The sequence below is a fragment of the Chloroflexota bacterium genome (genome assembly GCA_020850535.1).
GTDB lineage: Bacteria > Chloroflexota > UBA6077 > UBA6077 > JACCZL01 > JADZEM01.
In genome coordinates this window covers 73,802-96,741 of the sequence record JADZEM010000123.1, presented here as the reverse complement: position 1 = coordinate 96,741, position 22,940 = coordinate 73,802, and the positions used below count along the sequence as shown (strand labels likewise).

The 22,940-nt window shown below is 67.1% G+C and carries 21 protein-coding genes; 11 read left to right on the top strand and 10 right to left on the bottom strand.

Annotation, left to right across the window (positions count from 1 at the left end; all coding sequences use genetic code 11):
- The first annotated feature begins 14 nt into the window (after positions 1-14).
- From flgL to csrA, 3 genes are read left to right on the top strand one after another with little or no spacing between them, the layout of a single operon-like run.
- The gene (gene flgL / locus IT306_17790; GenBank protein ID MCC7370281.1) at positions 15-899 is read left to right on the top strand and encodes a flagellar hook-associated protein FlgL; all 885 of its coding nucleotides are present in this window, start codon (positions 15-17) and stop codon (positions 897-899) included.
- Positions 899-1,429, top strand: coding sequence for a flagellar assembly protein FliW (locus IT306_17785; protein MCC7370280.1), 531 nt, complete (start codon positions 899-901; stop codon positions 1,427-1,429). The genes flgL and IT306_17785 overlap by 1 nt, the downstream gene beginning before the upstream one ends.
- Positions 1,423-1,758 (top strand): carbon storage regulator CsrA, encoded by a 336-nt coding sequence (csrA, locus tag IT306_17780; protein MCC7370279.1) that lies wholly within the window; start codon positions 1,423-1,425, stop codon positions 1,756-1,758. Before IT306_17785 ends, csrA begins: the two co-directional genes overlap by 7 nt.
- Positions 1,759-1,953: 195 nt before the next feature.
- Here csrA and IT306_17775 read toward each other — a convergent pair whose 3' ends face one another.
- A complete protein-coding gene (locus tag IT306_17775; protein ID MCC7370278.1) occupies positions 1,954-2,154 on the bottom strand; it encodes a helix-turn-helix domain-containing protein in 201 nt (66 codons plus the stop codon).
- A gap of 269 nt (positions 2,155-2,423) precedes the next feature.
- Here IT306_17775 and dcm point away from each other — a divergent pair, with 269 nt between their 5' ends.
- Positions 2,424-3,578, top strand: a complete 1,155-nt coding sequence (dcm, locus tag IT306_17770; GenBank protein MCC7370277.1) for a DNA (cytosine-5-)-methyltransferase — start codon at positions 2,424-2,426, stop codon at positions 3,576-3,578.
- On the opposite strand, the gene IT306_17765 is transcribed toward dcm, so the two are convergent.
- The gene (locus IT306_17765; protein ID MCC7370276.1) at positions 3,570-4,289 is read right to left on the bottom strand and encodes a hypothetical protein; all 720 of its coding nucleotides are present in this window, start codon (positions 4,287-4,289) and stop codon (positions 3,570-3,572) included. The genes dcm and IT306_17765 overlap by 9 nt on opposite strands.
- Positions 4,290-4,901: 612 nt before the next feature.
- Here IT306_17765 and IT306_17760 point away from each other — a divergent pair.
- Positions 4,902-7,202 carry a xanthine dehydrogenase family protein molybdopterin-binding subunit gene (locus tag IT306_17760; protein ID MCC7370275.1) on the top strand — a complete coding sequence of 767 codons (2,301 nt, stop codon included), beginning with the start codon at positions 4,902-4,904 and terminating at the stop codon, positions 7,200-7,202.
- A gap of 301 nt (positions 7,203-7,503) precedes the next feature.
- Here the strand turns inward: IT306_17760 and IT306_17755 are convergent, their stop codons facing one another.
- Positions 7,504-7,827 (bottom strand): hypothetical protein, encoded by a 324-nt coding sequence (locus tag IT306_17755; GenBank protein ID MCC7370274.1) that lies wholly within the window; start codon positions 7,825-7,827, stop codon positions 7,504-7,506.
- Positions 7,828-8,012: 185 nt separating this feature from the next.
- Between IT306_17755 and IT306_17750 the strand changes: the two genes are divergently transcribed.
- Positions 8,013-8,603, top strand: coding sequence for a hypothetical protein (locus tag IT306_17750; GenBank protein MCC7370273.1), 591 nt, complete (start codon positions 8,013-8,015; stop codon positions 8,601-8,603).
- A 66-nt stretch (positions 8,604-8,669) separates the two neighbouring features.
- Here the strand turns inward: IT306_17750 and IT306_17745 are convergent, their stop codons facing one another.
- The gene (locus IT306_17745; GenBank protein ID MCC7370272.1) at positions 8,670-9,767 is read right to left on the bottom strand and encodes a Zn-dependent alcohol dehydrogenase; all 1,098 of its coding nucleotides are present in this window, start codon (positions 9,765-9,767) and stop codon (positions 8,670-8,672) included.
- A gap of 375 nt (positions 9,768-10,142) precedes the next feature.
- On the opposite strand from IT306_17745, the gene IT306_17740 reads away from it, so the two are divergent.
- Together IT306_17740 and IT306_17735 are read left to right on the top strand one after the other, a co-directional pair.
- Positions 10,143-10,601, top strand: coding sequence for a heme-binding domain-containing protein (locus IT306_17740; protein MCC7370271.1), 459 nt, complete (start codon positions 10,143-10,145; stop codon positions 10,599-10,601).
- 93 nt (positions 10,602-10,694) lie between these two features.
- The gene (locus IT306_17735; protein ID MCC7370270.1) at positions 10,695-11,588 is read left to right on the top strand and encodes a phosphate/phosphite/phosphonate ABC transporter substrate-binding protein; all 894 of its coding nucleotides are present in this window, start codon (positions 10,695-10,697) and stop codon (positions 11,586-11,588) included.
- A 505-nt stretch (positions 11,589-12,093) separates the two neighbouring features.
- Here the strand turns inward: IT306_17735 and IT306_17730 are convergent.
- Complete coding sequence (locus IT306_17730) at positions 12,094-15,135, bottom strand: glycogen/starch/alpha-glucan phosphorylase (GenBank protein MCC7370269.1); 3,042 nt, start codon at positions 15,133-15,135, stop codon at positions 12,094-12,096.
- A 151-nt stretch (positions 15,136-15,286) separates the two neighbouring features.
- Between IT306_17730 and IT306_17725 the strand changes: the two genes are divergently transcribed.
- Entirely contained in the window at positions 15,287-16,174 is an 888-nt protein-coding gene (locus IT306_17725; GenBank protein MCC7370268.1) for an ROK family protein, read from the top strand.
- Positions 16,175-16,193: 19 nt separating this feature from the next.
- Here IT306_17725 and IT306_17720 read toward each other — a convergent pair whose 3' ends face one another.
- The 5 genes from IT306_17720 to IT306_17700 all read right to left on the bottom strand — a co-directional run bounded on the left by IT306_17720 (position 16,194) and on the right by IT306_17700 (position 21,317).
- The gene (locus IT306_17720; GenBank protein ID MCC7370267.1) at positions 16,194-18,359 is read right to left on the bottom strand and encodes an immune inhibitor A; all 2,166 of its coding nucleotides are present in this window, start codon (positions 18,357-18,359) and stop codon (positions 16,194-16,196) included.
- Complete coding sequence (locus IT306_17715; protein MCC7370266.1) at positions 18,356-19,213, bottom strand: purine-nucleoside phosphorylase; 858 nt, start codon at positions 19,211-19,213, stop codon at positions 18,356-18,358. Before IT306_17715 ends, IT306_17720 begins: the two co-directional genes overlap by 4 nt.
- Positions 19,214-19,333: 120 nt before the next feature.
- Positions 19,334-20,305 carry a tyrosine-type recombinase/integrase gene (locus IT306_17710; protein ID MCC7370265.1) on the bottom strand — a complete coding sequence of 324 codons (972 nt, stop codon included), beginning with the start codon at positions 20,303-20,305 and terminating at the stop codon, positions 19,334-19,336.
- Positions 20,306-20,408: 103 nt separating this feature from the next.
- Positions 20,409-20,948 (bottom strand): hypothetical protein, encoded by a 540-nt coding sequence (locus IT306_17705; protein ID MCC7370264.1) that lies wholly within the window; start codon positions 20,946-20,948, stop codon positions 20,409-20,411.
- A gap of 129 nt (positions 20,949-21,077) precedes the next feature.
- Positions 21,078-21,317: a hypothetical protein gene (locus tag IT306_17700; protein MCC7370263.1), complete on the bottom strand. Its 240-nt coding sequence runs from the start codon at positions 21,315-21,317 to the stop codon at positions 21,078-21,080.
- Positions 21,318-22,314: 997 nt separating this feature from the next.
- Here IT306_17700 and IT306_17695 point away from each other — a divergent pair.
- Both IT306_17695 and IT306_17690 read left to right on the top strand, forming a co-directional pair.
- A complete protein-coding gene (locus tag IT306_17695) occupies positions 22,315-22,554 on the top strand; it encodes a hypothetical protein (protein ID MCC7370262.1) in 240 nt (79 codons plus the stop codon).
- A 125-nt stretch (positions 22,555-22,679) separates the two neighbouring features.
- Positions 22,680-22,865, top strand: a complete 186-nt coding sequence (locus IT306_17690; GenBank protein ID MCC7370261.1) for a hypothetical protein — start codon at positions 22,680-22,682, stop codon at positions 22,863-22,865.
- The last annotated feature ends 75 nt before the right edge of the window (positions 22,866-22,940 follow it).

Sequence of the window (22,940 nt, the reverse complement as noted above, 5' to 3'; positions counted from 1 at the left end):
GGAGGCACGCACGGATGCGAATCACCCACGGTATGGTGTCCGACACCAGCATCAGGAATCTTCGCAACAACCTGGACCGGCTGGAGTCGCTGCACAACGAGATCTCGACAGGCAAGAAGCTCTCGCGCCCATCTGACGATCCGGCGGCGGTGGCGCGGACGCTGACGTACAACGGCGACATCGCCGCTGGCGAAGCGTACCTCCGCACCATCGACTCGTCCACCACCTGGCTCAACGCCACAGACGACGCCCTCTCTGAGGCCGGCGACCTGCTCCAGCGGGCGCGCGAGCTGGCCGTCGAGGGTGCGAACGGCACGCTGACCCAGGCTGACATGGCTACCATCGGCTCCGAAGTCGATCACCTGCTCAAGCAGATGATCGTCACGGGCAACGCCTCGCTGCGCGGCCAGCGGCTCTTCGCTGGTGAGTTGATCAACGCTGACCCGTTCCAGGCCTCGGGGACCACCCCCGGCTTCACCTACGTCGGCGACACCGGCACCATGGAGCGGGAGTACGACCTCAACGCCTACGTGACCATCAACACGCCCGGCCAGGCCACGCTCGGCCCGGCGATCACGGCCCTCTTCGACCTGAAGAACCATCTGAACGCTGGCGACTCGGCGACGGTCGGCGGGGCGGACCTCACGGCCATCGACAACGCGCTGCAGACGCTCATGTCGGCGCGCGCGGAGATCGGCGCGAAGACCAACCGCCTGGAGGCCGCCCAGGGCCGCCACGAGCTGCTGCAGGTGAACTTGCAGGATCTGCGGTCCAAGTCTGAAGACGCCGACCTCGTGGAGGCCGTCAGCAAGTTCTCCGTACAGGAGACCGTCTACAAAGCCTCGCTTGAAGTTTCGGGAAGGGCGATCCAGCCTAGCCTGCTGGACTATCTGCGGTGATGAGTGCAATGATGATGACGCCAACCACCCTCCCGGCAGCTGCTCCAGCGACGTTCGAGATCCGCACCACGCGGTACGGCGAGATGGAGACCATCGAGATCTCCGAGACCGACGTCATCGCTTTCCCCGAGGGGGTGCCGGGCTTCGAGCGACACCAGCGGTTCGCCTTGATCGAAGACCAGAAGCTCGCCCCGTTCGCGTGGCTCCAGTCCCTGCACGATCCGCTCGTCGGGTTCCTGGTGATCGAGCCGGGGCTGCTGGTGACCGACTACGCCTTCGACATCGCCGATCCGGACGCCGAGCTGCTCCAGCTCAGCGACCCTTCCGAGGCTCGGGTGCTCTCGATCCTGGTGGTCCCCGAAGACGTCCGCGCGATGACGGCGAATCTCCAGGCGCCCTTGATTCTCAACCCGGTGAAGCGCATCGCCAAGCAGGTCATCCTGACGGATGAGCGCTTCCCGCTCAGGTATCCCGTGTTCGGCGGCCCTGGGACCGTCGAGCGCAGCCCTGGGAGGCGACGAGCATGCTAGTCCTCAGTCGGCGACCAGGACAGAGCATCCTGATCGGCAAGGATATCGAGATCGTTGTGCTCGGGTCGGATGGCGTGCAGGTGCGCGTCGGCATCCGCGCCCCGCGCGAAGTCACGGTGCTCAGACGCGAGCTGCTGAAACAAGTCGAAGAGGAGAACCGGCGGGCCTCGACCGGCACGCCAGGGGTCTCGCTGGAGAGTCTGGGCGCGGCGCTCGGACAGTTCGCAGGCGAGCTCTCGCCGAAGGGCGCGAACGGCCCGCCGGCCGGTGAGCCAGCCTCCCCATCGCCGGTCAAGTCGCGCAAGATGCCGCGCGCAGGGGCGGCCTGACGAAGCGAGTCGTCAGTTTTCAGTCATCAGAAGTCAGCGCGAGAAGAAGCCCGGTGCAGATACTGCACCGGGCTTCTTCGTTCACCACGTCCGTGCCCTTCACAAGACGCACGCGCCGGCAGGCGACGTGAGTGCACGCGCCGGCAGGTGACGTGAGTGATGTCAGAGTTCTAAGTATCCATGCCGTCGAGCGAGCTAGTCGGCCCCGCTCGAACCATCAAGGCCGGATCGCGCCACTCGGTTCAACTCGGACTGAGGAACTCGCCATCCACTCCGGTCGCCTCCGAGAATCACTCCTCGCATTCGGCCACTGCGGAGCCATCGTCGAACCGTTTCAGGATTGACCCGCAGCCGCTCTGCACACTCCCGTACCGTGAGCAGACGATCTTCGTCCATGCAGTCTCCTGCCCGGCTGGATGCCCTCGGTAGCCCGATGGCGAGCGCCCAGCAGCCGCGTTACAGATGGAAATCGAGGGACACGCTCGCTGCCGTCAGGTCGTGCAGTGTTGTATCATGTAGCAGTAACGTGCAGTCAGTTGTAGTTCGAGACTTGTTTGACGAGATGCGATTGTGGGTTCGAACACCACATGATTCACGGTCTCGCTGCTAGACTGATGCAAACCACTCTCTACGGGTGACGAATTCTTCAGGAGCACATCACCCTCGTGCCGTACCAAATCACCGAAGAGCGACGTGAAGCCTACAGGCAGAGTTCCAAAACTGCCCTACGGGCCAAGTACGCAGCGCTTCGTGGCGACGGACCAGCGCCGCTGCATGCCGTAAATACGCCTCGCCTGCGACCTGAGGATCTGATGCCCATGCGGGTTTCCAACGGTCTGCGGGTCCTGTCCTTGTTCAGTGGTGGCGGTGGGCTGGATCTCGGCTTCGAGCGGGCAGGCTTCGAGCACGTTGCATCATTCGATGTGCTTGAGATCTGTGGACGAACTCTGCTCCAGAATCGACCATCTTGGACGGTGTGCGCTGGCGAGCAAGGCGATGTCCGCCGGGTCGATTGGTCAGCCTATTCAGAATCCGTGGATGTCTTGCACGGCGGCCCCCCATGCCAGCCCTTTTCCACGGCAGGTCGCCAGCAGGGCCACCTTGATGACCGAGACATGTGGCCTGAGATGATTCGGGCCATCAAGACGGTCAAGCCTCGGGCGTTCATTGCCGAGAATGTCCCTGGCCTATTGACCGCCAAATTCTCCTCATACGTTCAGGATCATATTCTGGCGCCGCTCAGCGGATACCGCGTCTTTCGGTTCAAGCTCCATGCACCGATGTTTGGCGTCCCACAGTCTCGTCAACGGGTGTTCTTTGTTGGATTCGCTGATAACGTTGCATCCTCCCGATTTCGCGAGCCTGCGGCAACCCATTACTTCAGTCACCTGACCAATCGCCAGGCCGAGACGATAGATCTGTTTTCGTTTGCAGATGCTAGATCCAGGTGCATGGGAGTTCGTGAAGCTCTCGGACTCCATGACATTGGCACTGACAGCCTTGCGCCCACCCTGCGAAGCGGCTTCACCGGCCCACGGAACTCTACGTCAATTCTGAACAGCGTGGCGGGTCAGCGCGCCTGGGAAGCCCTAGAGATCTGGCCGAACGGAGTTGCTCTAAGCAGGGAAAGCGCCTCGGCTTTCGTTGCAAAGAATGGACACTTCCGCCTCGCCGTTCAAGATTGCGCCATCATTCAAGGATTTCCGGAGTCGTGGTGCTTCGCCGGTGGGGTGTATCAAGTTCTGGGGCAGATAGGGAACTCAGTAGCACCGCCAATGGCCTATCGCGTGGCATGTGCAGTTGCAGATGCCCTACTGTGATTGAGCCAGCCACGCCCGGACGCAACGCCGCAACTCTTCTGAGTGGTTTGCAGTAATCCGAGGCCAGCCCGCGAAGTAGCTGAGAGGGATGTGCGGATTGTTCAGAGTACTCCCCCGCAGAATGACGTACCTCGCCCTCATGCGAAGGATTTCCAGCATCCGCTCAGGAGAATATCCAGAGGGAATCTGAAGGCCTTCAATAACCTTGAATCGATCACAGTACTGTTCATACTGGCGACTTTTCCATTGATTCTTATAGATCAACTTTGCATCTGCAATAGCGTATTCTTGCTTGCGCCCACAAATAGACCAGAGATGATGTTCTTCAAGCTCGCCCGGGAGTATATCGGCAAGGTCACGATCAGACTTTGTATATGCGAGCTTCTCATCAATCCAGGGAGCCATATCACTCGGGCTTCCGTATAAACAGAATTGAAGGCTACGGCCACTCCTATCGTAAAATCCAATCAGCCAGTGCTTGATTCTCCACTTCTGGACATGATCCGGGCCAAAGTCGCGGACAGTCGTGACCCCCTTGCCCGTGCTTGATTTGAGTTCAAACGGCACCGTCACGCCGTCTACCGTCAAATGGGCGTCAATGCCTGCTCTCCCTTCTGAGGGAATTCTCTCCAGGTTGAACAGTTCCCGAAGCTCGTTTTCCCGCCTATCATCTTGCACAGTTGTCTTCAGCGGCTCGTCTACTGGGTCCATCTCAGCCTCGGTCGGTTTCTGGCGCTTCGAGTCGGAGAGACGCGATGCTTGAGTCTGTGCCAGGAATCAGTTGGGCAGGCTCACCGTCCGAGGGCCACCCCTTGTCAATCTGTAGCTTCCTGCCAATTTGCTAGCCGCTACATCGCTGCGGGCGGGGTCTCGAAGGTCCAGAACGACTGGACTTTCCCTCGCCCTCGTCTGCCACGGCCACCGCAATCATCGTCTCGTACACACTCCGTCACGCGCACTTCCGACGCGACGCTCCGGCTAACGCACCCGCCTGCTATCCTACTCCACCTGCCGAACCAGCGTCCCCCGTCAAGTCGCGCAAGATGCCGCGCGCAGGGGCGGCCTGACGAAGCGAGTCGTCAGTTTTCAGTCATCAGAAGTCAGCGCGAGAAGAAGCCCGGTGCAGATACTGCACCGGGCTTCGCTGTTGGATACGCTGCGCGCGGCCCGTCGCATGCGCCGCCCGGCATGCTACCCTGCCACGTTGAAGACCGGCCCCGGACCATGCGGACCGCCGGTCGCGGCCACACACGACCAGCACGCGCGGGCTGACGTCGGCGCCCCGCCACGCCAGCAGCGACCATTCCCCGGTGGAGAGGCGGCATGACAGCAGTCCATGAGCAGGAGATCGGTGCGCTTCGCAAGCGCGTCGAAGACCCCCGGCTGGTGCGCGGCGAAGGCCAGTACGTTGACGACATCCGGCTTCCAGGGACCGACATCCTGGAAGTGGCCTTCGTTCGCAGCGACTATGCCCACGCCACCATCGGCAGAATCGATATTTCGGCCGCCCTGGCCCAGCCGGGCGTCGTGGCGGTCTGGGACGGCGAGAAGGTCAAGGACGTGGCCCGGATGGCGAACACCATCGCCATCCAGGACAAGAACGTCTCGCCGCTGCCGCCGCTGGCCCATGGCACCGTCACCCTGGCCGGCTACCCCGTCGTGATGGTGGCCGCCGAGAGCCGCTACGCCGCCCGCGATGCCGCTGCCCGCGTCGAGATCGACTACGACCCGCTGCCCGTCGTCACCGATCCTGAGGAGGCCCTCAAGGACGGCGCTCCGCTGGTCTGGCCGCAGTTCGGCAGCAACGTCGCCTACCACTACGTGAAGGATGGCGGCGACGTGGATGGCGTGTTCGCCAGCGCCGAGCACACGCTCTCGTTGCGGATCAAGCACAGCCGGCTGGCCCAGGTGCCGATGGAGCTGAGAGGCATCCTCGCCAGCTACGACCGCGAGCAGGATCTGCTGACCGTCTGGCGCTCGACGCAGTCGCCGTTCGGCACGCGCGGCTCGATTGCTCAGGTGACCGACCGCCCGGCCAGCAGCATCCGCGTGATTGCCCCGGACGTGGGCGGCGGCTTCGGCGCAAAGGGCGGCCTCTACCCCGACGAGCTGGCCGTGGTACTGCTGGCCCTCGAGCTTGACCGCCCGGTCCGCTGGACCTCCACCCGCATGGAAGACCTCCTGTTCACCATGCAGGGGCGGGATCAGCTCAACCTCGTGGATGTGGCCTACACCAGCGGGGGCATCCTGACCGGCCTCATCGTCAAGACGATCCACAACGTCGGCGGCGTGCTGCTGACCCATGGCGCCGCGCCACCGCTGCGCGTCCGCGACTTTGCCACCGGCGCCTACCGGTTCATCGCGCACCGCGCCGAGGCGTACGGCGTCTACACCAACACCGGCCCGACCGGCCCGTATCGTGGGGCTGGCCGCCCCGAGGCCGCCTACATCGCCGAGCAGGCCGTCGAGGCCGTCGCGAAGGCGTTGGATCTGGACCCCGTCGATGCGCGCCGTCGGAACTTCATCCGCCCGGAGGAGTTCCCGTACAAGAACGCCATCGGGTCGGTCTACGACAGCGGCGACTACGAGCTGGCGACCTCTAAAGCGCTGGAGCTGGCCGGCTACGAGCGGCTTCGGGCCGAGCAGCAGGCGCGCCGCGCGCGTGGCGAGGTGGTCGGCATCGGCGTGGCGACGACCATCGAGGTCAGCGCCCAGGGCTCCGAGTACGGCAGCGTCGAGATCCAGCCGGACGGCTCCATCGTCGCCACCACCGGCTCGTCGTCGCACGGGCAGGGGCACGAGACGAGCTTTGCCCAGGTGGTCGCGGATCGGCTGGGGGTGCCATTCGAGAAGATCACCGTCCGCCACGGCGACACGGCCACCATGCCGCGCGGCGGCGGCACCGGCGGCAGCAAGAGCCTGGTGGTGGGCGGCAGCGCCCTCTCGAAGGCCAGCGATGCCGTGATCGAGAAGGCGCTGAAGGTCGCGGCGGCGATGCTCGAAGTCTCGGTGGAAGACCTCGCCTTCGTGCGTGGTGGCGTCCAGGTGCAGGGCGCGCCCGAGCGCCGGCTGGGCCTGAGCGAGATCGCGGCGGCGGCCCAGCAGGGTGTGGGGCTGGCGGATGGTGAGCGTGGCCTGAAGGACGACGCCGACTTCGCCGCTGACGTCTCCGCGATCCCGTTCGCGGCGACGGTGGTGGTGGTGTCCGTCGAGAAGGAGACCGGCCGCGTCAACGTCGAGCGCATGGTGGTGGTGGACGATATCGGCACGGTCGTCAACCCGCTGATCGTGTACGGGCAGATCGCGGGCGGCGTGACGCAGGGCCTTGCCGAGGCGTTCTACGAGCACCTGGAGTGGGATGAGGAGGGCCAGCCGCTGACGGCCACGCTCCAGGACTACGCCGTCCCGACGGCGCACATGGTCCCGAACTTCGAGATCGCGATGACGGTCACGAAGTCGCCGTACAACCCGATTGGCGCGAAGGGTGTGGGCGAGTCCGGCTGCGTGAGCGCGCCGCCGGCCATCACCAACGCCGTCCGCGACGCCCTGGAGCCGTTCGGCGTGACGGACATCCACATGCCGTTCACGTCAGAGAAGCTGTGGCGGGCGGTCAACGGCGTATAGCCAAGGGTCGTGGATCGCAGGTCGTGGGTCATAGGTCTTGGATCGTGGGTGGTGGGGCGGCGCACTGCCGCCTCATCATCGGCGGGTCGTGCAGCGTCGTCGGGGCTTGAAAGCCCCGCCTACCATCCTGCAGTCGCTTCGCGACGCTCCAGTCTCACCTGTTGTCGCTGCTCCGGCCGCCGTCGCGCAGCGACTGAATGACTGTAGACGGGGGTTTCAACCCCCGTCTGCGCGTTTCATGGCGTTGCGGGAACATCAACGAACGTGCAATCGCCCTGGCCTCAGGGCGCGATGTCTCGGGTCAGACCGCGATGTCGTCGACCTGCGCGATGTCGTCGACCTGGCTGCTGGGCACGTCCAGGGTCATCTTGTCCGAGCGCATGACGTGGATGCGCTCGTAGGGCAGCGAGACCAGCGTATCTGGGGCCATCCCGAGCGCGCCTGCGCGATCCACCAGGAAGTCGGCCGTGCGGACCTCCCTGACCTGCCCGATGACGTCACCAGCGATGCCGGCCACCCGCATCCCCGGCTGAACCAGCGGTCGCCAGGTGCGGGCGGCTGCCGACTCCTGTCCAGCCTCCGCCGTGCGGTCGGTGGGTGCGCCAGGGCGGTATCCGTACGACATACCAGCCTCCCTCATACGCAGAGTTGCCGTCACATCCGTGCAAGGGACATGCCGGAGCCGCCCACGCGCCGATGTCGGCCGCGTGTCCAGGACTCATACGATCTGGAACGGCTGAGCGGCCCGCGTGTTGCACCGTCCTCCATCAGAAGAATCTGTCTGGCACGGCATCTTTCGGGAGGAACCCTATGGCTGCATCACGACGCACGATGGAGCACGCGGCGACGCAGGCACGCCCGGCTGGGCAGCAGCGCGCCGCCGACGGTCAGGACATTGTCGATCAGCGCATCGACCGACACGGCGAGCAGGCGGAGATCGAGCAGCGCGCAGCCGAGCAGAACGAGTTGGCCGCCCGTGACCGCCTCCGCGATCCAACGATGCGTATCTGGTCGTCGCCGTCTGCGCGGGTCGGCGCGATCCTGGCTCTGCTGGCTGGCACCCTGACGCTCGCCTCGCGCATCTGGCCGATTGCCGCGTTTCAATCACAGGGGGATCTGCGGCTGCCCTGGATGGTCGGCACGATGGCCATCGGGCTGGCATACCTGGGCGGGTTCCTGCTGGCGGATCGCTACTGGAAGTCTGCCAGGGTGGTGCTGATCGTCGCCGGGCTCGCCCATATTCTCGTCGGCTTCATGTCTGGCGCGGCCATCCAGGACGAAGCCGGCGCAACCAGCGGCGTCCACATCCTGTTCGATCTCGGCCCGGCCGCGCTGGCGCTCCTGGGCGCGTTCTTGATCGCCCCGACGCACGGAGCGCGTCCCGCCCCAGACGACGCCTGAGCCGTTGGACTCCAGGCCCGTGGCGTGGGGGGCGGCACGCTTCCGTCGCGGCGCCGTAGCTCTGGTTTAGAACACCAGCAGGCCGCGCGTTGCGCGCCCGGCCGCCAGGTCGTCGTGCGCCTCTTGCACCTCGTCCAGGCGGTAGCGCCGCGAGATCAGCTCGTCGATCTTCAGCTTGCCGTCGAGGTACAGGTTCACGAAGCGCGGGAAGTCCTCCATCGGGCGCGACGTGCCGTAGCTTGACCCGATCAGCTTGCGCTCGCCCGTGACGAGGTAGCGGGCGTCGATGGGCAGCGGCTCGTCCGCGCGCCCCACGCCGATGACCACGCAGACGCCGCCGCGCGCCATCGTCTCCCAGGCCTGGATGGTCGCGGCCGCGTTGCCCACGGTGACGACGGCATAGTCCAGGCCGCGCCCCGTCAGCGCGGTGACCCGGTCCGCGACGTTCTCACGGGACGGGTTGATCGTGTGCGTGGCCCCGAGCGCCTTCGCGATCTCCAGCTTCTCGTCGGAGATGTCCACGGCGATGAGCGGCCACGCGTTGACCAGCCGGCCGCCCTGGATCGCGTTCAGCCCGACGCCGCCGCACCCGAACACCGCCAGCGCCTCACCAGGACCGACCTTTGCCGCGTACAACACCGAACCGACGCCCGTCGTCACCGAGCAGCCGATCAGCGCCGCGATATCCAGCGGCATGTCCGGGCGGATCTTGATGGCGTTCGACGCGCCGACGACCGTGTACGGCGAGTAGGTGGCGACCGCCCCCATGTGGTGAATGCGGTCGTCGTTGGCATGCAGGCGGGTGGTGCCGTCCGTCATCAGGCCGGGGCCGCCCTTGGCCGCGCACAGGTTCGAGCGGCCGATGACGCAGTAGTGGCAGCGCCCGCAGGTGGGCGTCCAGGAGATGATGACCGGGTCGCCCGGCTGAAGGTGGGTGACCCCGTCTCCGACCTTCTCAACCGTCCCCGAGCCCTCATCGCCGAGGATGGCGGGCATCGGCAGGGTTGGCCCCCAGGAGCCATCCTGCGCGTGCAGGCAGCTGTGGCAGATGCCACTGGCGGCCATCCGGATCAGCACTTCGCCTGGCTTCGGATCGTCCAGCTCGACCTCTTCGAGGCGGATCGGCTCACGCAGGCCACGCAGCACCGGCGCGGTGAACTTCATGGCGACACTCCTCCTGGCCGCCCGTCCTGCCTGCCAGCAGTGGATGGGCGGCTGCCCAACGCTCTGGCGCAGTATGGTCCATCGGGCAGGACCGTGTGCAGGCCGCCATGGACCCTCGCCGTCAGCAGGCGCGGAGCGTCCGTACAGATCGAGTGGGTCTCCCCTCGCCCCTTGAGAGTGAGGTGCCGGGGTGAGGGGTGCGTGAGGGGGAGCGGTGCCAGAGGGTCCAAGCGCTCACAAGCCCGGCTAATAGCTCCGGTTAGCAGCTCCGGTTAATCCGGAAGGCAGGGCCAGGGCGTATTCTGGGGGAGCCTGGGGCAGCCGGCCCGCGTCTCTCGTGGCGTGGCACGAGGCCCTGGCGATGGGGACGTGTCGATGCGTGGCAAAGGGAAGCGGATCGTACTGGGACTGGTCGGCGTGCTGGTCGTCGTCTTCGTTGGGCTGCAGCTTGTGCCCTTTGGCCGCCCGACGACTGATCCCCCTGTGCGCCGCGAGCCGAACTGGGACAGCCCGCGCACCCGCGAGCTTGCCGTCCGCGCCTGCTTCGACTGCCACAGTAATCAGGTCCGCTACCCCTGGTACAGCTACGTTGCGCCGGTCTCGTGGCTGATCGCGCACGATATCGAAGAGGCGCGCCTGAAGATGAACTTCTCGGAGTGGGACTTGCCGCAGCGTGAGGCGATGGAGTTCCGTGAGCAGATCGAGAAGGGCCAGATGCCGCTGCCGATCTACCTGCCGCTCCACCCCGAGGCGCGCCTGTCTGACGCCGAGAAGCAAGAGCTGCTGAAGGGCCTCGACGCCACCTTCACCGCGGACCGCCCTCGCCGCCGCTGACGGCGCACCCCGACCGTGCCCTGCAAACTGCCGGCTGCCGACTCGGATAGAATGTCGGCTATGTGGTGGACAGGGCAGAGACAGTCACGGATCGTGGTGCTCGCCGGGGCGCTGCTCGCGGCGTTGCTGGTCGGATGTTCGCAGCTGGGCGGGAATCGCTCACTCGGGTCGACGGAGAACCCGATCAAGATGGCGATTGTCCCGTTCGTCGAGTCCGGCCGGCTGGTCAAGGGCATGCAGATGCTCTCAGACGAGTTGAAGAAGGAGACCGGGCTCACCTACACCGGCGACGTGCCGACCTCCTACGCAGCCGTCGTCGAGGCGATGTGCGCGGACCGTGTGGATATCGGGTGGGTCAGCCCGCTGGCGTACATCCTGGCGCGCGAGAAGTGCGGCGCCGATATGACGCTGGTCTCGGTGACGCGCGTCGGCACGCAGTACTGGGGCACCATCGTCACGCGGGTGGACTCGCCGATCCAGAAGGTCGAGGACCTGCGCGGCAAGCGGTTCGCCTGGGTCGATCCCGGCTCGACCTCCGGCTTCCTGTTCCCACGCACCATCCTGGCCGAGCACAACCTGAAACCGGAAGACCTCGGGCAGCAGGTGTTCGCGGGCGGCCACGACAAGGTCGGGCTGGCGGTGCTCCAGGGACAGGTTGACGCGGGCGCGATGGGTAAGGACTCGATCCCGCGCCTCAACTCGGTCTACCCGAACGCCGAGAAGGAGATCCGCATCCTCGAAGAGTCTCCGCCGATCCCCAACGATGGCGTGGCGTTCCGCAAAGGCCTCTCCCCGGACATCATCAAGAAGACCCGCGAGGCGCTGCTGCGGATCTCGGCCCGCGAGGACGGCCAGAAGCTGTTCGACGATGCCATCGGCACGCGAGGCGTCGCCGAGACGTCGGACGCCGCCTACGAGCCGGTCCGCCGGGCCGCAACGGTCCTCAACATGGACCTCCAGACGGAGCTGAGCAAGCCGAGGCAGTAGGCAGCCGTCCGTAGGCAGCAGAATGTCATGGTAAAGCTGCGACTCCCAATTGTCATCCTGAGCGCAGCGAAGGACCTCACCCGCTGACGCGAGCGTTGACGGTCAGCGGGTGACGCATAAGCTGGCGGTCGGGGCGTCACACGAACGTTGACGGTCAGTGGGTGACGCGAGCGTTGACGGTCAGCGGGTGAGATCCTTCGCTCTGCTCGCAAGCTCGCGCCGCTCTGGATGACAGGTGCAGGATGACCGCCGCGCAGGATGACCGCCGCGCAGGATGACCGCCGCGCAGGATGACCGCCGCCCAGGATGACAGGTGCAGGATGACCACCGCTCTGGATGACAGGTGCTGGATGACCACCGCTCTGGATGACAGGTGCTGGATGACCACCGCTCTGGATGACAGGTGCTGGATGACAGGTGCTGGATGACCGCCGCCCAGGATGACCGTTGACGACGTGGGTGCGCGCCCCTGAAACCTGAAACCCAGCACCCGACACCGGCCCGTCTACCCCTCGACGCGCAACGCCGCCGCGAGCTCCCGGAGCGCCGCCACTTCGGACTCGCTGACCTGGCGCTCGGGGCGGCCCGGCTGCGGCTCGACGGACGCCTCGGCCACCCGCTCGCCCACCAGCAGCAGCCACCGCGCGAACTCGGCGGCGTCCTGCGGCTTCGCACGGGTTGTGAGCAGATCCATCGCCGCCCGGCACTGCACCAGCACGTCGTCGTGCAGGGCCGCGCGGCCGTCCCGCGAGCGCAAGTCGTATGATTTCCGCAGCCGGCCGATCAGCCGCTCGCTCCGCTCGATGGCCTCGACGTCGGAGGGCACCAGCGAGCGCACCAGGGCGCTGCGGGTCAGGAAGCGCGCGACGGCCGTCGGGGCGGCCACCGCCGTCGCCAGCTCGATGAGCGTCCCCTGCGCGCCGCTGTGGGTGGCATGCATCACGTCCAGGCCCACCAGCATCGCGAGATCGCAGAGCAGGTCGCGCTCGTCGTCTGGCAGCTCGGGCAGGCTGGTCTGCTCCTCGGCGCTCGGCTGGCCGAGCCGCTGGCTGGCATCGATGTCCTCGCCGGAGTTGCCCGGGACGTCGATAGGCGTGACGCGCCAGATCTCCTCGCAGTACTCGCGGATCGAGCGGTCCGAGGAGAAGTAGCCACAGCGCGCCACGTTCAGAATCGACATCCTCGACCAGTGGTCGGCATCGCGGTAGGCGTGCTCGGCTCGTTCCTGCGTCTCGATATACGAGCGGAAGTCGGCCAGCAGCATGAACGGGTCGTCGTTGAGCAGGTTGTCCACAATCGGGCGGAACAGGCCCGCATCGCCGTCCGAGAAGTGGCCTGAGGCGATCTGATCCAGCGCCAGCGACAGCTCGCGGTCGGCGGTCACGTAGTCGCGCGGGCGGTAGCCGCGTGCCTTGTGCTCGGCCACCTCCTCGGCGGTCAGCCCGAAGAGGAAGAAGTTCTCGTCGCCCACCAGCTGGCGGATCTCGATGTTCGCGCCGTCGAGCGTCCCGATGGTCAGCGCGCCGTTCAGCGCCAGCTTCATGTTGCCGGTGCCGGACGCTTCCTTGCCGGCCAGCGAGATCTGCTCCGAGAGGTCGGCGGCCGGGTAGACGCGCTCGCCCAGCGAGACGTTGAAGTTCGGCAGGAACACGACTTTCAGGCGGCCGGCTACGTCGGGATCGTTGTTGACCACGGCGGCCACGTCGTTGATCAGTTTGACGATCAGCTTCGCCATCCGGTAGCCCGGCGCGGCCTTCGCGCCAAAGATGACGGTGCGCGGCACGACGCTGGCAGCGGGATCGGCCTTGATCCGGTTGTACAGCGTGATGATGTGCAGCAGCTTGAGGTGCTGGCGCTTGTACTCGTGGAGCCGCTTCACCATCACGTCGAACAGCGAGGCGGGATCGACGGTCACGCCGGTGCGGTCGCGGATGATCAGGGCCAGCAGTTGCTTGTTGCGCTGCTTGATACGCCGCCACTCGGCCCGGAACTCGGGGCTTTCGGCCAGGGACTCCAGGTCGCGCAGATCGTCCATCTGCGTCAGCCATTCGGGGCCGATGCGCGACGAGATCAGGTCGGCAAGACGGGGGTTTGCCAGCTGCATGAAGCGGCGCGGCGTGACGCCGTTCGTCTTGTTCTGGAACTTCTCCGGCCACAGCTCGGCGAAGTCACGCAGGGTCTGCTCGCGGAGCAGGCGGGAGTGCAGCTCGGCCACGCCGTTGACGGCGTAGCTGCCGACCACCGCGAGGTTCGCCATCCGAACGCGCTGCTCCGGCCCTTCCGCGATCAGCGACATCCGGGCCAGCCGGCCGAGGTCGTCCGGGTTCTGCGCGCGCACGGACTCCAGAAAGCGGCGGTTGATCTCGTAGATCAGCTCCATGTGGCGCGGCAGCACCGACTGGATCAGCGCAACGGGCCAGGTCTCCAGCGCCTCGGGCAACAGCGTGTGGCAGGTGTAGGCGAAAACCTGGGTGGTGACGGCCCAGGCAGGATCCCAGGCCATGCCGTACTCGTCCAGCAGCAGCCGCATCAGCTCGACAATGGCGATCGACGGGTGGGTGTCGTTGAGCTGGAAGACGACCTTCTCCGGCAACGCCTCGATGGGCAGGCCCATGACCCGCACGATCCGCAGCGCGTCCTTCAGCGAGCAGGCCACGAAGAAGTACTGCTGCTCCAGCCGAAGCTGCCGCCCCTGGGGCGTGCTGTCCTCAGGGTAGAGGACTTTGGTCAGGTTCTCGGAGAGGATGTTGCGGTGGACGGCACGGAGGTAGTCGCCGGCGTTGAACACGTCCAGGTCGAAGGAGCGGGTAGCCTGGGCGCGCCAGAGCCGCAGCGTGTTGACAGCGCCGCTCTCGTAGCCGGGGACCATCGTGTTGTACGGCACGCCCACGAGGGTCCGATCCGGGTGCCAGCGCACGCGGAAACGCCCGTTCGGGTCGATGAAGCTCTCGGTGCCGCCCCCGAACCCGACCTCGATCGCCATCTCCGGGTGCGGGAACTCCCAGGGGTTGCCGCGCCGCAGCCAGTCGTCCGCCTCTTCCACCTGCCAGCCGTCGCGGAAGACCTGCCGGAAGATGCCGAACTCGTAGCGCAGGCCGTAGCCGATGCTCGGGATGCGGAGCGTCGCCAGCGAGTCGAGGTAGCAGGCCGCCAGCCGCCCCAGGCCGCCGTTGCCCAGGCCCGGCTCGGACTCCAGGCCCCGCAGCTCGTCCAGGCTCAGGCCGAGGTCGGAGAGGGCTTCGCGGGCCACGTCCTCGGTGCCGGTGTTCAGCAGGTTGTTGTCGAGCTGCCGGCCGATCAGGTACTCGGCGGAGAGGTAGCAGACGAAGCGCGACTGGCTGTCGATGCCGGCGTGGAGGGTGTCGAGCCAGCGCTGGATCAGACGGTCGCGGACGGTGTAGGCCAGCGCCAGGTACGCTTCGCTCGGCGTCGCGAACGACAGGTCGGTGCCGACGCGGTCGTGCAGGTTCTCCAGCAGCTCACGGCGGAACTGGGCGACTGGCGGCAGCTCCGGCTGCGCCGATCCGAACGGTGTCGTGGCTTCCATCGCCGTGAGATCCTCCCCCAAACGCCGCGCTCGCAAGACTGCGGTAGGCCCACGCCCGGTATCAGCGTACACCATCCTCTCACGATAGCAGCGGGTAAGGCTGTTACCGAGAGATAATCTCGCCGCAACGGTCGTTCGGGAGGATACGAGCATGGAGCGGTTGTACGGCGGCATCGAGGCGGGCGGCACCAAGTTCGTGTGCGCCGTGGGGACCGGGCCAGACGACCTTCGCGCCGAGACCGTCATCGAGACGACGACCCCCGACGAGACCATCGGGCGGGCCATCGCGTTCCTCCAGGAGCAGCACGCGCAGGCGCCCCTGGCGGCCATCGGGATCGCGTCGTTCGGGCCAGTCGATCTCAACCCCCGCTCGGAGACGTTCGGCTACATCACGGCCACCCCCAAGCCCGGCTGGCGCTTTGCCGATCTGCGCGGGCCGATCCAGCGGGCGCTCGGGCTGCCCGTCGCCATCGACACCGACGTGAACGGCGCGGCCCTCGCCGAGCATCGCTGGGGGGCGGCCCAGCAGCAGGACACCCTGATCTACCTGACGGTGGGAACGGGCATCGGCGGCGGCGCGCTGGTGCACGGCCAGTTGCTGCACGGGCTGATCCACCCGGAGATGGGGCACATCCTGCTGCCGCGCGATCCGGCCGCCGATCCGTATTCGGGTTTCTGCCCGTACCACGACGACTGTCTGGAGGGGCTGGCGGCCGGACCGGCCATCAGCCAACGCTGGGGCCAGCCAGCCGAGACGCTCCCACCCGAGCATGCGGCCTGGAAGCTGGAGGCGCACTACCTCGCGCTCGGCGTGGTAAGCCTCAGCCTGACGCTCTCCCCGCAACGGGTGATCCTCGGCGGCGGGGTGATGCACCAGGCGTTTCTCTTCCCGATGATCCGCGAGGAGGTGCGGACGCTGCTGAACGGCTACCTGCAGCACCCGCTGATCCTGGACCGCGTGGACGAGTACATCGTGCCGCCGGGCCTCGGGGACCGCGCGGGGGTGCTTGGAGCCATCGCACTGGCCCAGCAGGTTTGAACGCGCGCCGGGGCTGAGGTTATCTCGGGCGCAGCGTCAGGGTGTACGGCGCGGCTTCAAGGGTGCGCGGCGAGAGGCCGCTGATCACCAGCACGGCCCGCTCGGTGCTGCCGCCGAGGCTCGGGATGCGCTCTGTCAGTTGACCGTTGGCGTCCACCCGCAGCGCGCGGACCGTCGTCTGGCCCCCCCGCTGCTGCTCGACGAGCCGCAAGCTCCAGGTCTGCGGGATCTGGTTGGCCGACCGCAGGAAGCCCTCAGCCGTCCAGCCAGCATCAGCCTCGGCGTCGTCGCGGAAAGCCAGCTCCGGGATCTCGATGTCGTCGAGCAGCGCGCCCTGAGCGTTGTACCCCTGGTCCGTCACATACTCGAAGCGTACCAGCACCTCGCGGCCCGCGAACGGCGTCAGATCGATGCTCTCCGCGAGCCAGGTCGGATCGCCGCGCTGGCTGCCAGCCTGCCCGCTCCGTCCGCTGTAGCCCGGCCCGATGGCGTTGCCGGTCGGGTTCGCGTCATCTGCAGAGGGGCCGTGCAGCACGTGCCAGCGCGTGCCGCCGTCCGTCGAGACCAGCACGTACAGGAAGTCGAAGTCACGCTCGGTGTCGTACCAGAGGTTGAAGCGCAGCGTGGCGCCGGTCAGCCCGGTCAGGTCGAAGCGGCGGGTCAGCGAGGAGTCCATGCCGTCCGCCCGGTTCGTCCACCAGACGTTCCGGCCGCTGGCAGCGTCTGCGCCGACCAGCCGCACACTCGACGCGCCTGCGAACGACAGCTCGGCGTCCGAGCCGTCGCCCGTCAACTCGACGTACTCTGCCCCGAACTGCTGGACCTCGCTCCTGGCTGGCTGCCCATCAGGGCGTAACGACAGCGTGGGCGTCGCGCGGTGCTCCAGGCCCTCGTGCGCGAAGCGGCCATCCCCAACCGTGGGATCGTCCAGCAGGTTGGCGACGATCCAATCCTCGAACACGTCCTCGAAGGTGATCCCCAGGCCGCTCCGACTCAGGAAGGCCGTGACCGTGTCGGGCGGGCGACCCGTCTCGCTGAGCAGCCGCGCGACAGCATCCTCGCCAAAGCGCTGCGCGAAGTACCGCGAGAACAGGTAGGCAGCCTGGTAGTGCAGGCCTGTCTGCGCCCCCTGAGACCACGCCGTCAACTGCACGTCGGGCTGGCGCTGGAAGCTCGCCGTGCTGGGAGAGCGCCCCCGTACGGCCAGCGAGGACGCCAGCTCGGCCATGCCCTCGTCCACCCAGGTGTCGTCCTGGGGGTTGAGATGCCAGTGCACCATGTGCTGGTACTCGTGGGCGATGGTCCCGTCAAAGCCGACCGAGCCCGGCCGCACCGAACTGACATTGACGTGGATCATCTCGCGCTCGTTCGAGTACCGATAGACGGAGCGCGGATACTCGTCCCAGGACGAGAAGTACGCCCCGACGCCCGGCGCTTGCCCCAGGAAGATGGTGATGCGGGCGTCGCCATCGATGCCCGGCATCCACTCCGTGCCAAAGACGCGGTGGACGGTCGGGACGGTCTGCTCGTCGAACTGCTTTGCGGCCAGCGCCAGCTCGTCGTCGCGGACCGTCTCACCGTCCTGGACGTACCAGTAGGCGTACCCGGACACCAGGCGCAGCGTGGCCGCGCGGGTCTTGTAGGTGTTGTCCGTCTGATCGAGGACGAAGAACGTCGTCTGGTGCCCGACGGCCAGCGGCCCACTGAACGGCTGGCTGGCCGTCCACGGCGCAAGCGTGCCGCTGACCCGCCCGGCCAGGGCGATGGGATCGCGGGCCGGGCGCGGCGTCGCAAGGAGCCGCTCGAGGGTGGTCAGCCGCTCGTCGGCCTCGACCTGAAGGGGAATCTCACGGAGCGGGGGGAGAGTGATGCCGGTGTCCGTGGCCTCGGCCGGCATGGAGGCCAGCAGCGGTCCGCCCTCATCTGCCGAAACTGACCAGTCTTGCCCCGCCTCCGCGGCACGCAGCGAGGGTTGAGCGATGAGATCGCTCGGGGTCTGGGCGGCGAGGGTATCTCCTGGTCGTACGGCGAGATCAAGCGTCGGCCGGGCATGGTCAAATCGCGGCGCCAGCGGAAACGGCAGCAGCAGCGTCCCGGCCACGAGCGCGCCGATGACGCTGTTGCGGACGGCCCGGCTCACGGCTGGCCAGGAGGCTGCCGGCAGGAAGTGGACGTTGACGCTCATGCCGGGCCGCCCGCGCCGCCGGCCGGCGTATCGAGCGTGCGGAGGATGCCCCGCACGATGCCCGCCAGCCCCGCGCCCGCCACCTCGGCCACGGAGAGCACCTCTTCATGGTTGACGTCGGCCACGACCGGCGACGGCGCGGCGCTGTTCGTGATGACCGAGATCCCCAGCACCCGCATCCGCTCGTGTCGCGCCACGATCACCTCATGGACGGTGGACATGCCAACGGCGTCCGCGCCGATGCCGCGCAGGTAGCGCAGCTCCGCGCCCGTCTCGTAGTTTGGTCCCGCCACCACCACGTACACGCCCTCATGGACCCGAACGCCCAGGTCCGTCCCGAGCTGCACGGCACGCCCACGCAAGACAGCGTCGTACGGCGCGCTCATGTCCACGAAGCGAATGCCCAGCTCTGGCTCGTCGGCCCCGATCAGCGGATTCTGGCCGGCCAGCCCGAGCAGGTTGATGTGGTCGCGGATCACCATCACGTCGCCGGCACGGTAGTCAGGGCTCAGCCCACCGGCCGCGTTCGTGATGATGAGGGTCTGCGCCCCCAGCCGGCGCAAGGTCCGGACCGGGAACGTCACCTGCTGCAGCGAGTACCCTTCGTAGTAATGGACGCGCCCGCGCAGGACGGCCACCGGCACGCCTTCGAGCGTCCCGGAGACCAGTTGCCCGGCGTGGCCGGCCACCGTCGAGACCGCGAAGTGCGGGATCTCGGCGTAGGGCACCACGGTCGTGTGCTGGACCTCGTCCGCCAGCGGCCCCAGCCCCGAGCCGAGGATGATCCCGACTTTCGGCAGGGTTGGCAGGCGGCCCCGCAGGCTGGAGGCCGCCTCCCGGACACGGTAGGCCAAAGATGAGGTCGTCACGGGACGCGGGTGATGGGGCGTGGGTCGTAGATCGTGGGGATGGACGAGCGACTCGCCGCCGTTTGCCCCATGACCCACGACCTTCGACCCATGACCCTACCCCTTCTAGCCGCGCCGGCCGCCGACGACAGCGAGACGCGTGTGGTGGTGCGGCGGCGGCACGAGCTGGCGCGGCCCCTCGCTCTTGAGCTGCGTGTAGATCTGGGTCGTGGAGATGTTGGCATGGCCCAGCAGCTCGCGCAGCTTGGGGAGCGCCAGCCCATCGTTCAGGCGGTGCGCCGCGAACGAGTGGCGCAGGGTGTGCGGCGTCACCTCAACGGTCACGCCGCTCTCGCGGGCGACAGCCTTCATGATCAGCCAGAAGCCCTGGCGCGTCAGCCGCTGGCCCCGGTGGTTGAGGAACAGGGCTGAGGTCGGCTGGCCCGGGCGCACGAGCTGCGAGCGGCCACGCTCCAGATAGTCGCGCAGCACGACCAGGATCCGCGCGTCGATCGGCAGGCTTCGCACCCGCAGCCCCCGCCCGACGCAGCGCACGGCGCCCTTCTCAAAGTCGATGTCGCTCAGGTCGAGCGTCACGAGCTCCGAGACGCGCATGCCGGTGGCATACAGCAGGTTGAGCATGGCGCGGTCGCGCAGGCCCTCGGGCGTGCCCTTCTTGTCGGCCTGCCGCATCAGCCGCTCGATGTCCTCTGGCGAGATCGCCTTCGGCAGCGGCTTCTTGACCTCGGGCGAGCCGAGATCGGCGGTCGGGTTCGCGGTGACGGCGCCCTGCCGCGTGAGGTAGTGGAACATCGACTTGACGGCCGCCATCTTCCGGGCGATCGTCGCCGCCGAGTACCCCTTGTCCTCGCGCAGGCTCAGGAAGAAGCCCGCCACCTGCTCGCGGGAAGCGATCGTGGGGTCAGCTGGCCCAACGGACGCAGAGCCGTTCGACGTGCCGTTCCCCAACGGGTCGTGCTGGCGGATCGCAAGATACTCCTCGAACTGTCGGAGGTCATTGCGATAGGCCGCCAGGGTGTTCGGCGAGAGGCGCCGCTCCGCGGCCAGGAACTGCAGGAAGGTGTCGGCGTCGTACATCACGGCCGCACCCCCGTGCGCTCCGACCGTCCCACGGCCAGTGAAACAGGAACCGATCGAGCGTCAAACACAGGCATGATCCGCCTAACCAGTGCGCGAACGGTCAGCGGCGCCGCCCCGCTCTCGGCCCACCACGCGGAGGCGCGCCACGCGTGCGCGCTCTCCCCTGGGCCTGCTGAGCCAGCTCCGGCGACCACTTCCAGATGTTGTAGTAGTGAGGGCGACGGTACTCCGGGGGTCCGTCCACGGTGAAGCCCGGGATGCTCGCCAGGATCTCGTTCCAGGGAGTGGCATCGCGCCGGACCACGCAGGTCGCGCTCAGCGGGCTGAGCTGACTGAACAGCTCGCTCAGCAAGTGCTTCGCAACCCCGGCGTGTGGCGTCTCGCCGGCCGTCCCAAGATCCCGCAGCGTCAGCGTGTCGTCGACTCGCATGTGGAACTCGACAAACCCGCCGATCACCCAGTCCTTCTCGCGAGCGTCGTACCGCTCCAGCAACAGAAGCTCGTTCCGCTGGAGCGCAGTCTTCAGACTGGTCCCACGGCCACGGCCTTCCGGGTGTGCCAGGCTCACCGTGATGGTGGTCCTGATCTGGGGCAGATCGTCCGGCTCGGCCGGCCGCATACGGTACGCTAGCTCGTCCATGAGGGATCACCCGTCGCCCAGGATCGTCGGAGCGACTGGCAGGAAGCGTACTGGTTACGTCCGGCAGCGGCAAGGCATCCGAGATCCCCAGAGCTGCCCCTCGGAAGACCCTGCTCAGGAGATCCCCGCTCAGGAGATCCCCGCCGGCCCGCGCCGAGCGTGGAGCCACTTGAGGAAGAGCAGGCGCGCTGCTTGCTGCGAGCTGAAGCCCGCTGATTCGAGTGAGTACCGCCATTTGAAGAGTGTCAAGCGACGGACGTCCTGCGCCGTCAGCGCGGCGCGCATGCTGCCGCGTGCCAGTCTCGCATCGCGCACAGGCACGGCGGTCAGGCGCGACGCCGCTCCGTCGGTGGTCCCGTCCTCGGTCATCGTCTCTCCAGTCCGTGCGTGGTACAGGCCGGCTGTCCCGTGCTGGGGGCACGCGTATCGTTCCCGCACAGGCCAGCGCGGCCTGTCCGTCCGTCAAGCACGAGCTGAGGGTGTCCCCGCCCGTGGGCTGGCAAAGCCATGCTCCGGCCGCATCTCCTTCCTGAGCCATCTCCGCACGCTCGGGGCTCCTCACCCCTTGTGCCCCGAGCAGCGGCAGCGGCCCGCACGCGAGTGTGTGCTCGCATGTGGCGCCGGGAAGGCTGACCAGCCCGAACGCACGCCGACCGTCGCCGGCCTGTGCGCCCGCCGAGCGACCGACTGACGGCTCGCCCGAGCGGCTACGCCCAGCAAGCGCCGACGCCGGGGCTGCTGGTGCAGCCTGGCTCGGTCGCGCCTGCCGCGCACCGCCCCGATCGATCGCCTGTTGGTTGCCCATCTGGCCTCGCCTCCCTGGCGAGCGCCATCGTACGGGCGCAGGCGTCACAGCGACGTTGCGCGATACAGCACCTTTCGTCTCGGAAACATAACTTCTCGGAGCGGCTCCGGACCGGGCCGCCAGCGCGTCTCAAGAAGGATGTCTCATCTCGGGCCGCGTGAGCGGGGCGGCGGCTGCTCCGGCTGGCGAGGCAGCGAGTCGACAGCTGCAAACATCGGCGCGGACAACGGTGGTCGCGGAAACGCGATGATCCCCGTGGCATTGGGACACGCGTCACCCTGCTCGCGGGACAACTGTCAACGGTGGAGCTGACCTGAACGTCGTATCTTAGCAGTAGCTCACATCACTTGTGTTGATGTGCCAGAGCGCTGACCATCGTGTCGGCTCCGCGCGATGCGCCAACCTCGCGGTCACGTCGAGTTGTGCGAGTCCACGGCCGTTCCGGAGCCTGTCACGGTCGCGCTCCCACCATGCTGCATCACTGAGGGCTCGGTTGCAGCCCTGCGGCGATGCACCATGCTCACTGCGCGAAACTGCTCATGACGTTTGGAGGCAAGAACGATGAGCACGTATGTCCAACCGCGCGCTGCGTTTCTGATCGGCCTGACCGGCGCCTTCGTCGGGATGGGCCTCCGGTCGCTCATCCTTCGCGCTGGCCGCCCCGTCGCCGTCGCCGCGGTACGCGAGGCAATCGCGATGCAAGAAACGGCCATGCTCCGCTGGAACGAGCTGAGTGAGGACGTCGCGGACATTCGGGCGCAAGCTCGGCACGACCTGCACGGTGACGCTGCGAGCGACTGACCCCGCCTGGGACCCCCCGCCTGGGAACACGCACGAGCGCATAGAGCGCTGCTCTGCTTATCGATGACTGGTCGCAGTCTCGCCACGTTTGCTGGCGAGCCTCTTCCCTTGTATGGAGCATCCTCATGAACTCTGGGCAGTTTGGTGGGCCTACCAATCAAGCTGATGGCATCAATTGGGATCGTGTCGGAACCACGATGGTCCGCACTGGCTTCTTCACGCGCCTCCTGGGCATCGCCATCGGGGCGTCGCTGACCGCCGGCCTGCTGGCTGACATCTGGCGCTGGCTGCGTCGCCCGCCTGCTCGATGACGCTGGTCGGCCCACGGTACCGACCGTGGGCCGGTACGGGCCTCCGGCTTTGAACATCGATACGGGAGATGCACC

What these genes read in the sequence shown, in the direction of transcription:
- flgL (MCC7370281.1), top strand. Translation starts at nt 15, where the DNA reads ATGCGAATCACCCACGGTATGGTGTCCGACACCAGCATCAGGAATCTT.
- IT306_17785 (MCC7370280.1), top strand. Translation starts at nt 899, where the DNA reads ATGAGTGCAATGATGATGACGCCAACCACCCTCCCGGCAGCTGCTCCA.
- csrA (MCC7370279.1), top strand. Translation starts at nt 1,423, where the DNA reads ATGCTAGTCCTCAGTCGGCGACCAGGACAGAGCATCCTGATCGGCAAG.
- IT306_17775 (MCC7370278.1), bottom strand. Translation starts at nt 2,154, where the DNA reads ATGGACGAAGATCGTCTGCTCACGGTACGGGAGTGTGCAGAGCGGCTG.
- IT306_17765 (MCC7370276.1), bottom strand. Translation starts at nt 4,289, where the DNA reads ATGGACCCAGTAGACGAGCCGCTGAAGACAACTGTGCAAGATGATAGG.
- IT306_17760 (MCC7370275.1), top strand. Translation starts at nt 4,902, where the DNA reads ATGACAGCAGTCCATGAGCAGGAGATCGGTGCGCTTCGCAAGCGCGTC.
- IT306_17755 (MCC7370274.1), bottom strand. Translation starts at nt 7,827, where the DNA reads ATGTCGTACGGATACCGCCCTGGCGCACCCACCGACCGCACGGCGGAG.
- IT306_17750 (MCC7370273.1), top strand. Translation starts at nt 8,013, where the DNA reads ATGGCTGCATCACGACGCACGATGGAGCACGCGGCGACGCAGGCACGC.
- IT306_17745 (MCC7370272.1), bottom strand. Translation starts at nt 9,767, where the DNA reads ATGAAGTTCACCGCGCCGGTGCTGCGTGGCCTGCGTGAGCCGATCCGC.
- IT306_17740 (MCC7370271.1), top strand. Translation starts at nt 10,143, where the DNA reads ATGCGTGGCAAAGGGAAGCGGATCGTACTGGGACTGGTCGGCGTGCTG.
- IT306_17730 (MCC7370269.1), bottom strand. Translation starts at nt 15,135, where the DNA reads ATGGAAGCCACGACACCGTTCGGATCGGCGCAGCCGGAGCTGCCGCCA.
- IT306_17725 (MCC7370268.1), top strand. Translation starts at nt 15,287, where the DNA reads ATGGAGCGGTTGTACGGCGGCATCGAGGCGGGCGGCACCAAGTTCGTG.
- IT306_17720 (MCC7370267.1), bottom strand. Translation starts at nt 18,359, where the DNA reads ATGAGCGTCAACGTCCACTTCCTGCCGGCAGCCTCCTGGCCAGCCGTG.
- IT306_17710 (MCC7370265.1), bottom strand. Translation starts at nt 20,305, where the DNA reads ATGTACGACGCCGACACCTTCCTGCAGTTCCTGGCCGCGGAGCGGCGC.
- IT306_17705 (MCC7370264.1), bottom strand. Translation starts at nt 20,948, where the DNA reads ATGGACGAGCTAGCGTACCGTATGCGGCCGGCCGAGCCGGACGATCTG.
- IT306_17700 (MCC7370263.1), bottom strand. Translation starts at nt 21,317, where the DNA reads ATGACCGAGGACGGGACCACCGACGGAGCGGCGTCGCGCCTGACCGCC.
- IT306_17695 (MCC7370262.1), top strand. Translation starts at nt 22,315, where the DNA reads ATGAGCACGTATGTCCAACCGCGCGCTGCGTTTCTGATCGGCCTGACC.
- IT306_17690 (MCC7370261.1), top strand. Translation starts at nt 22,680, where the DNA reads ATGAACTCTGGGCAGTTTGGTGGGCCTACCAATCAAGCTGATGGCATC.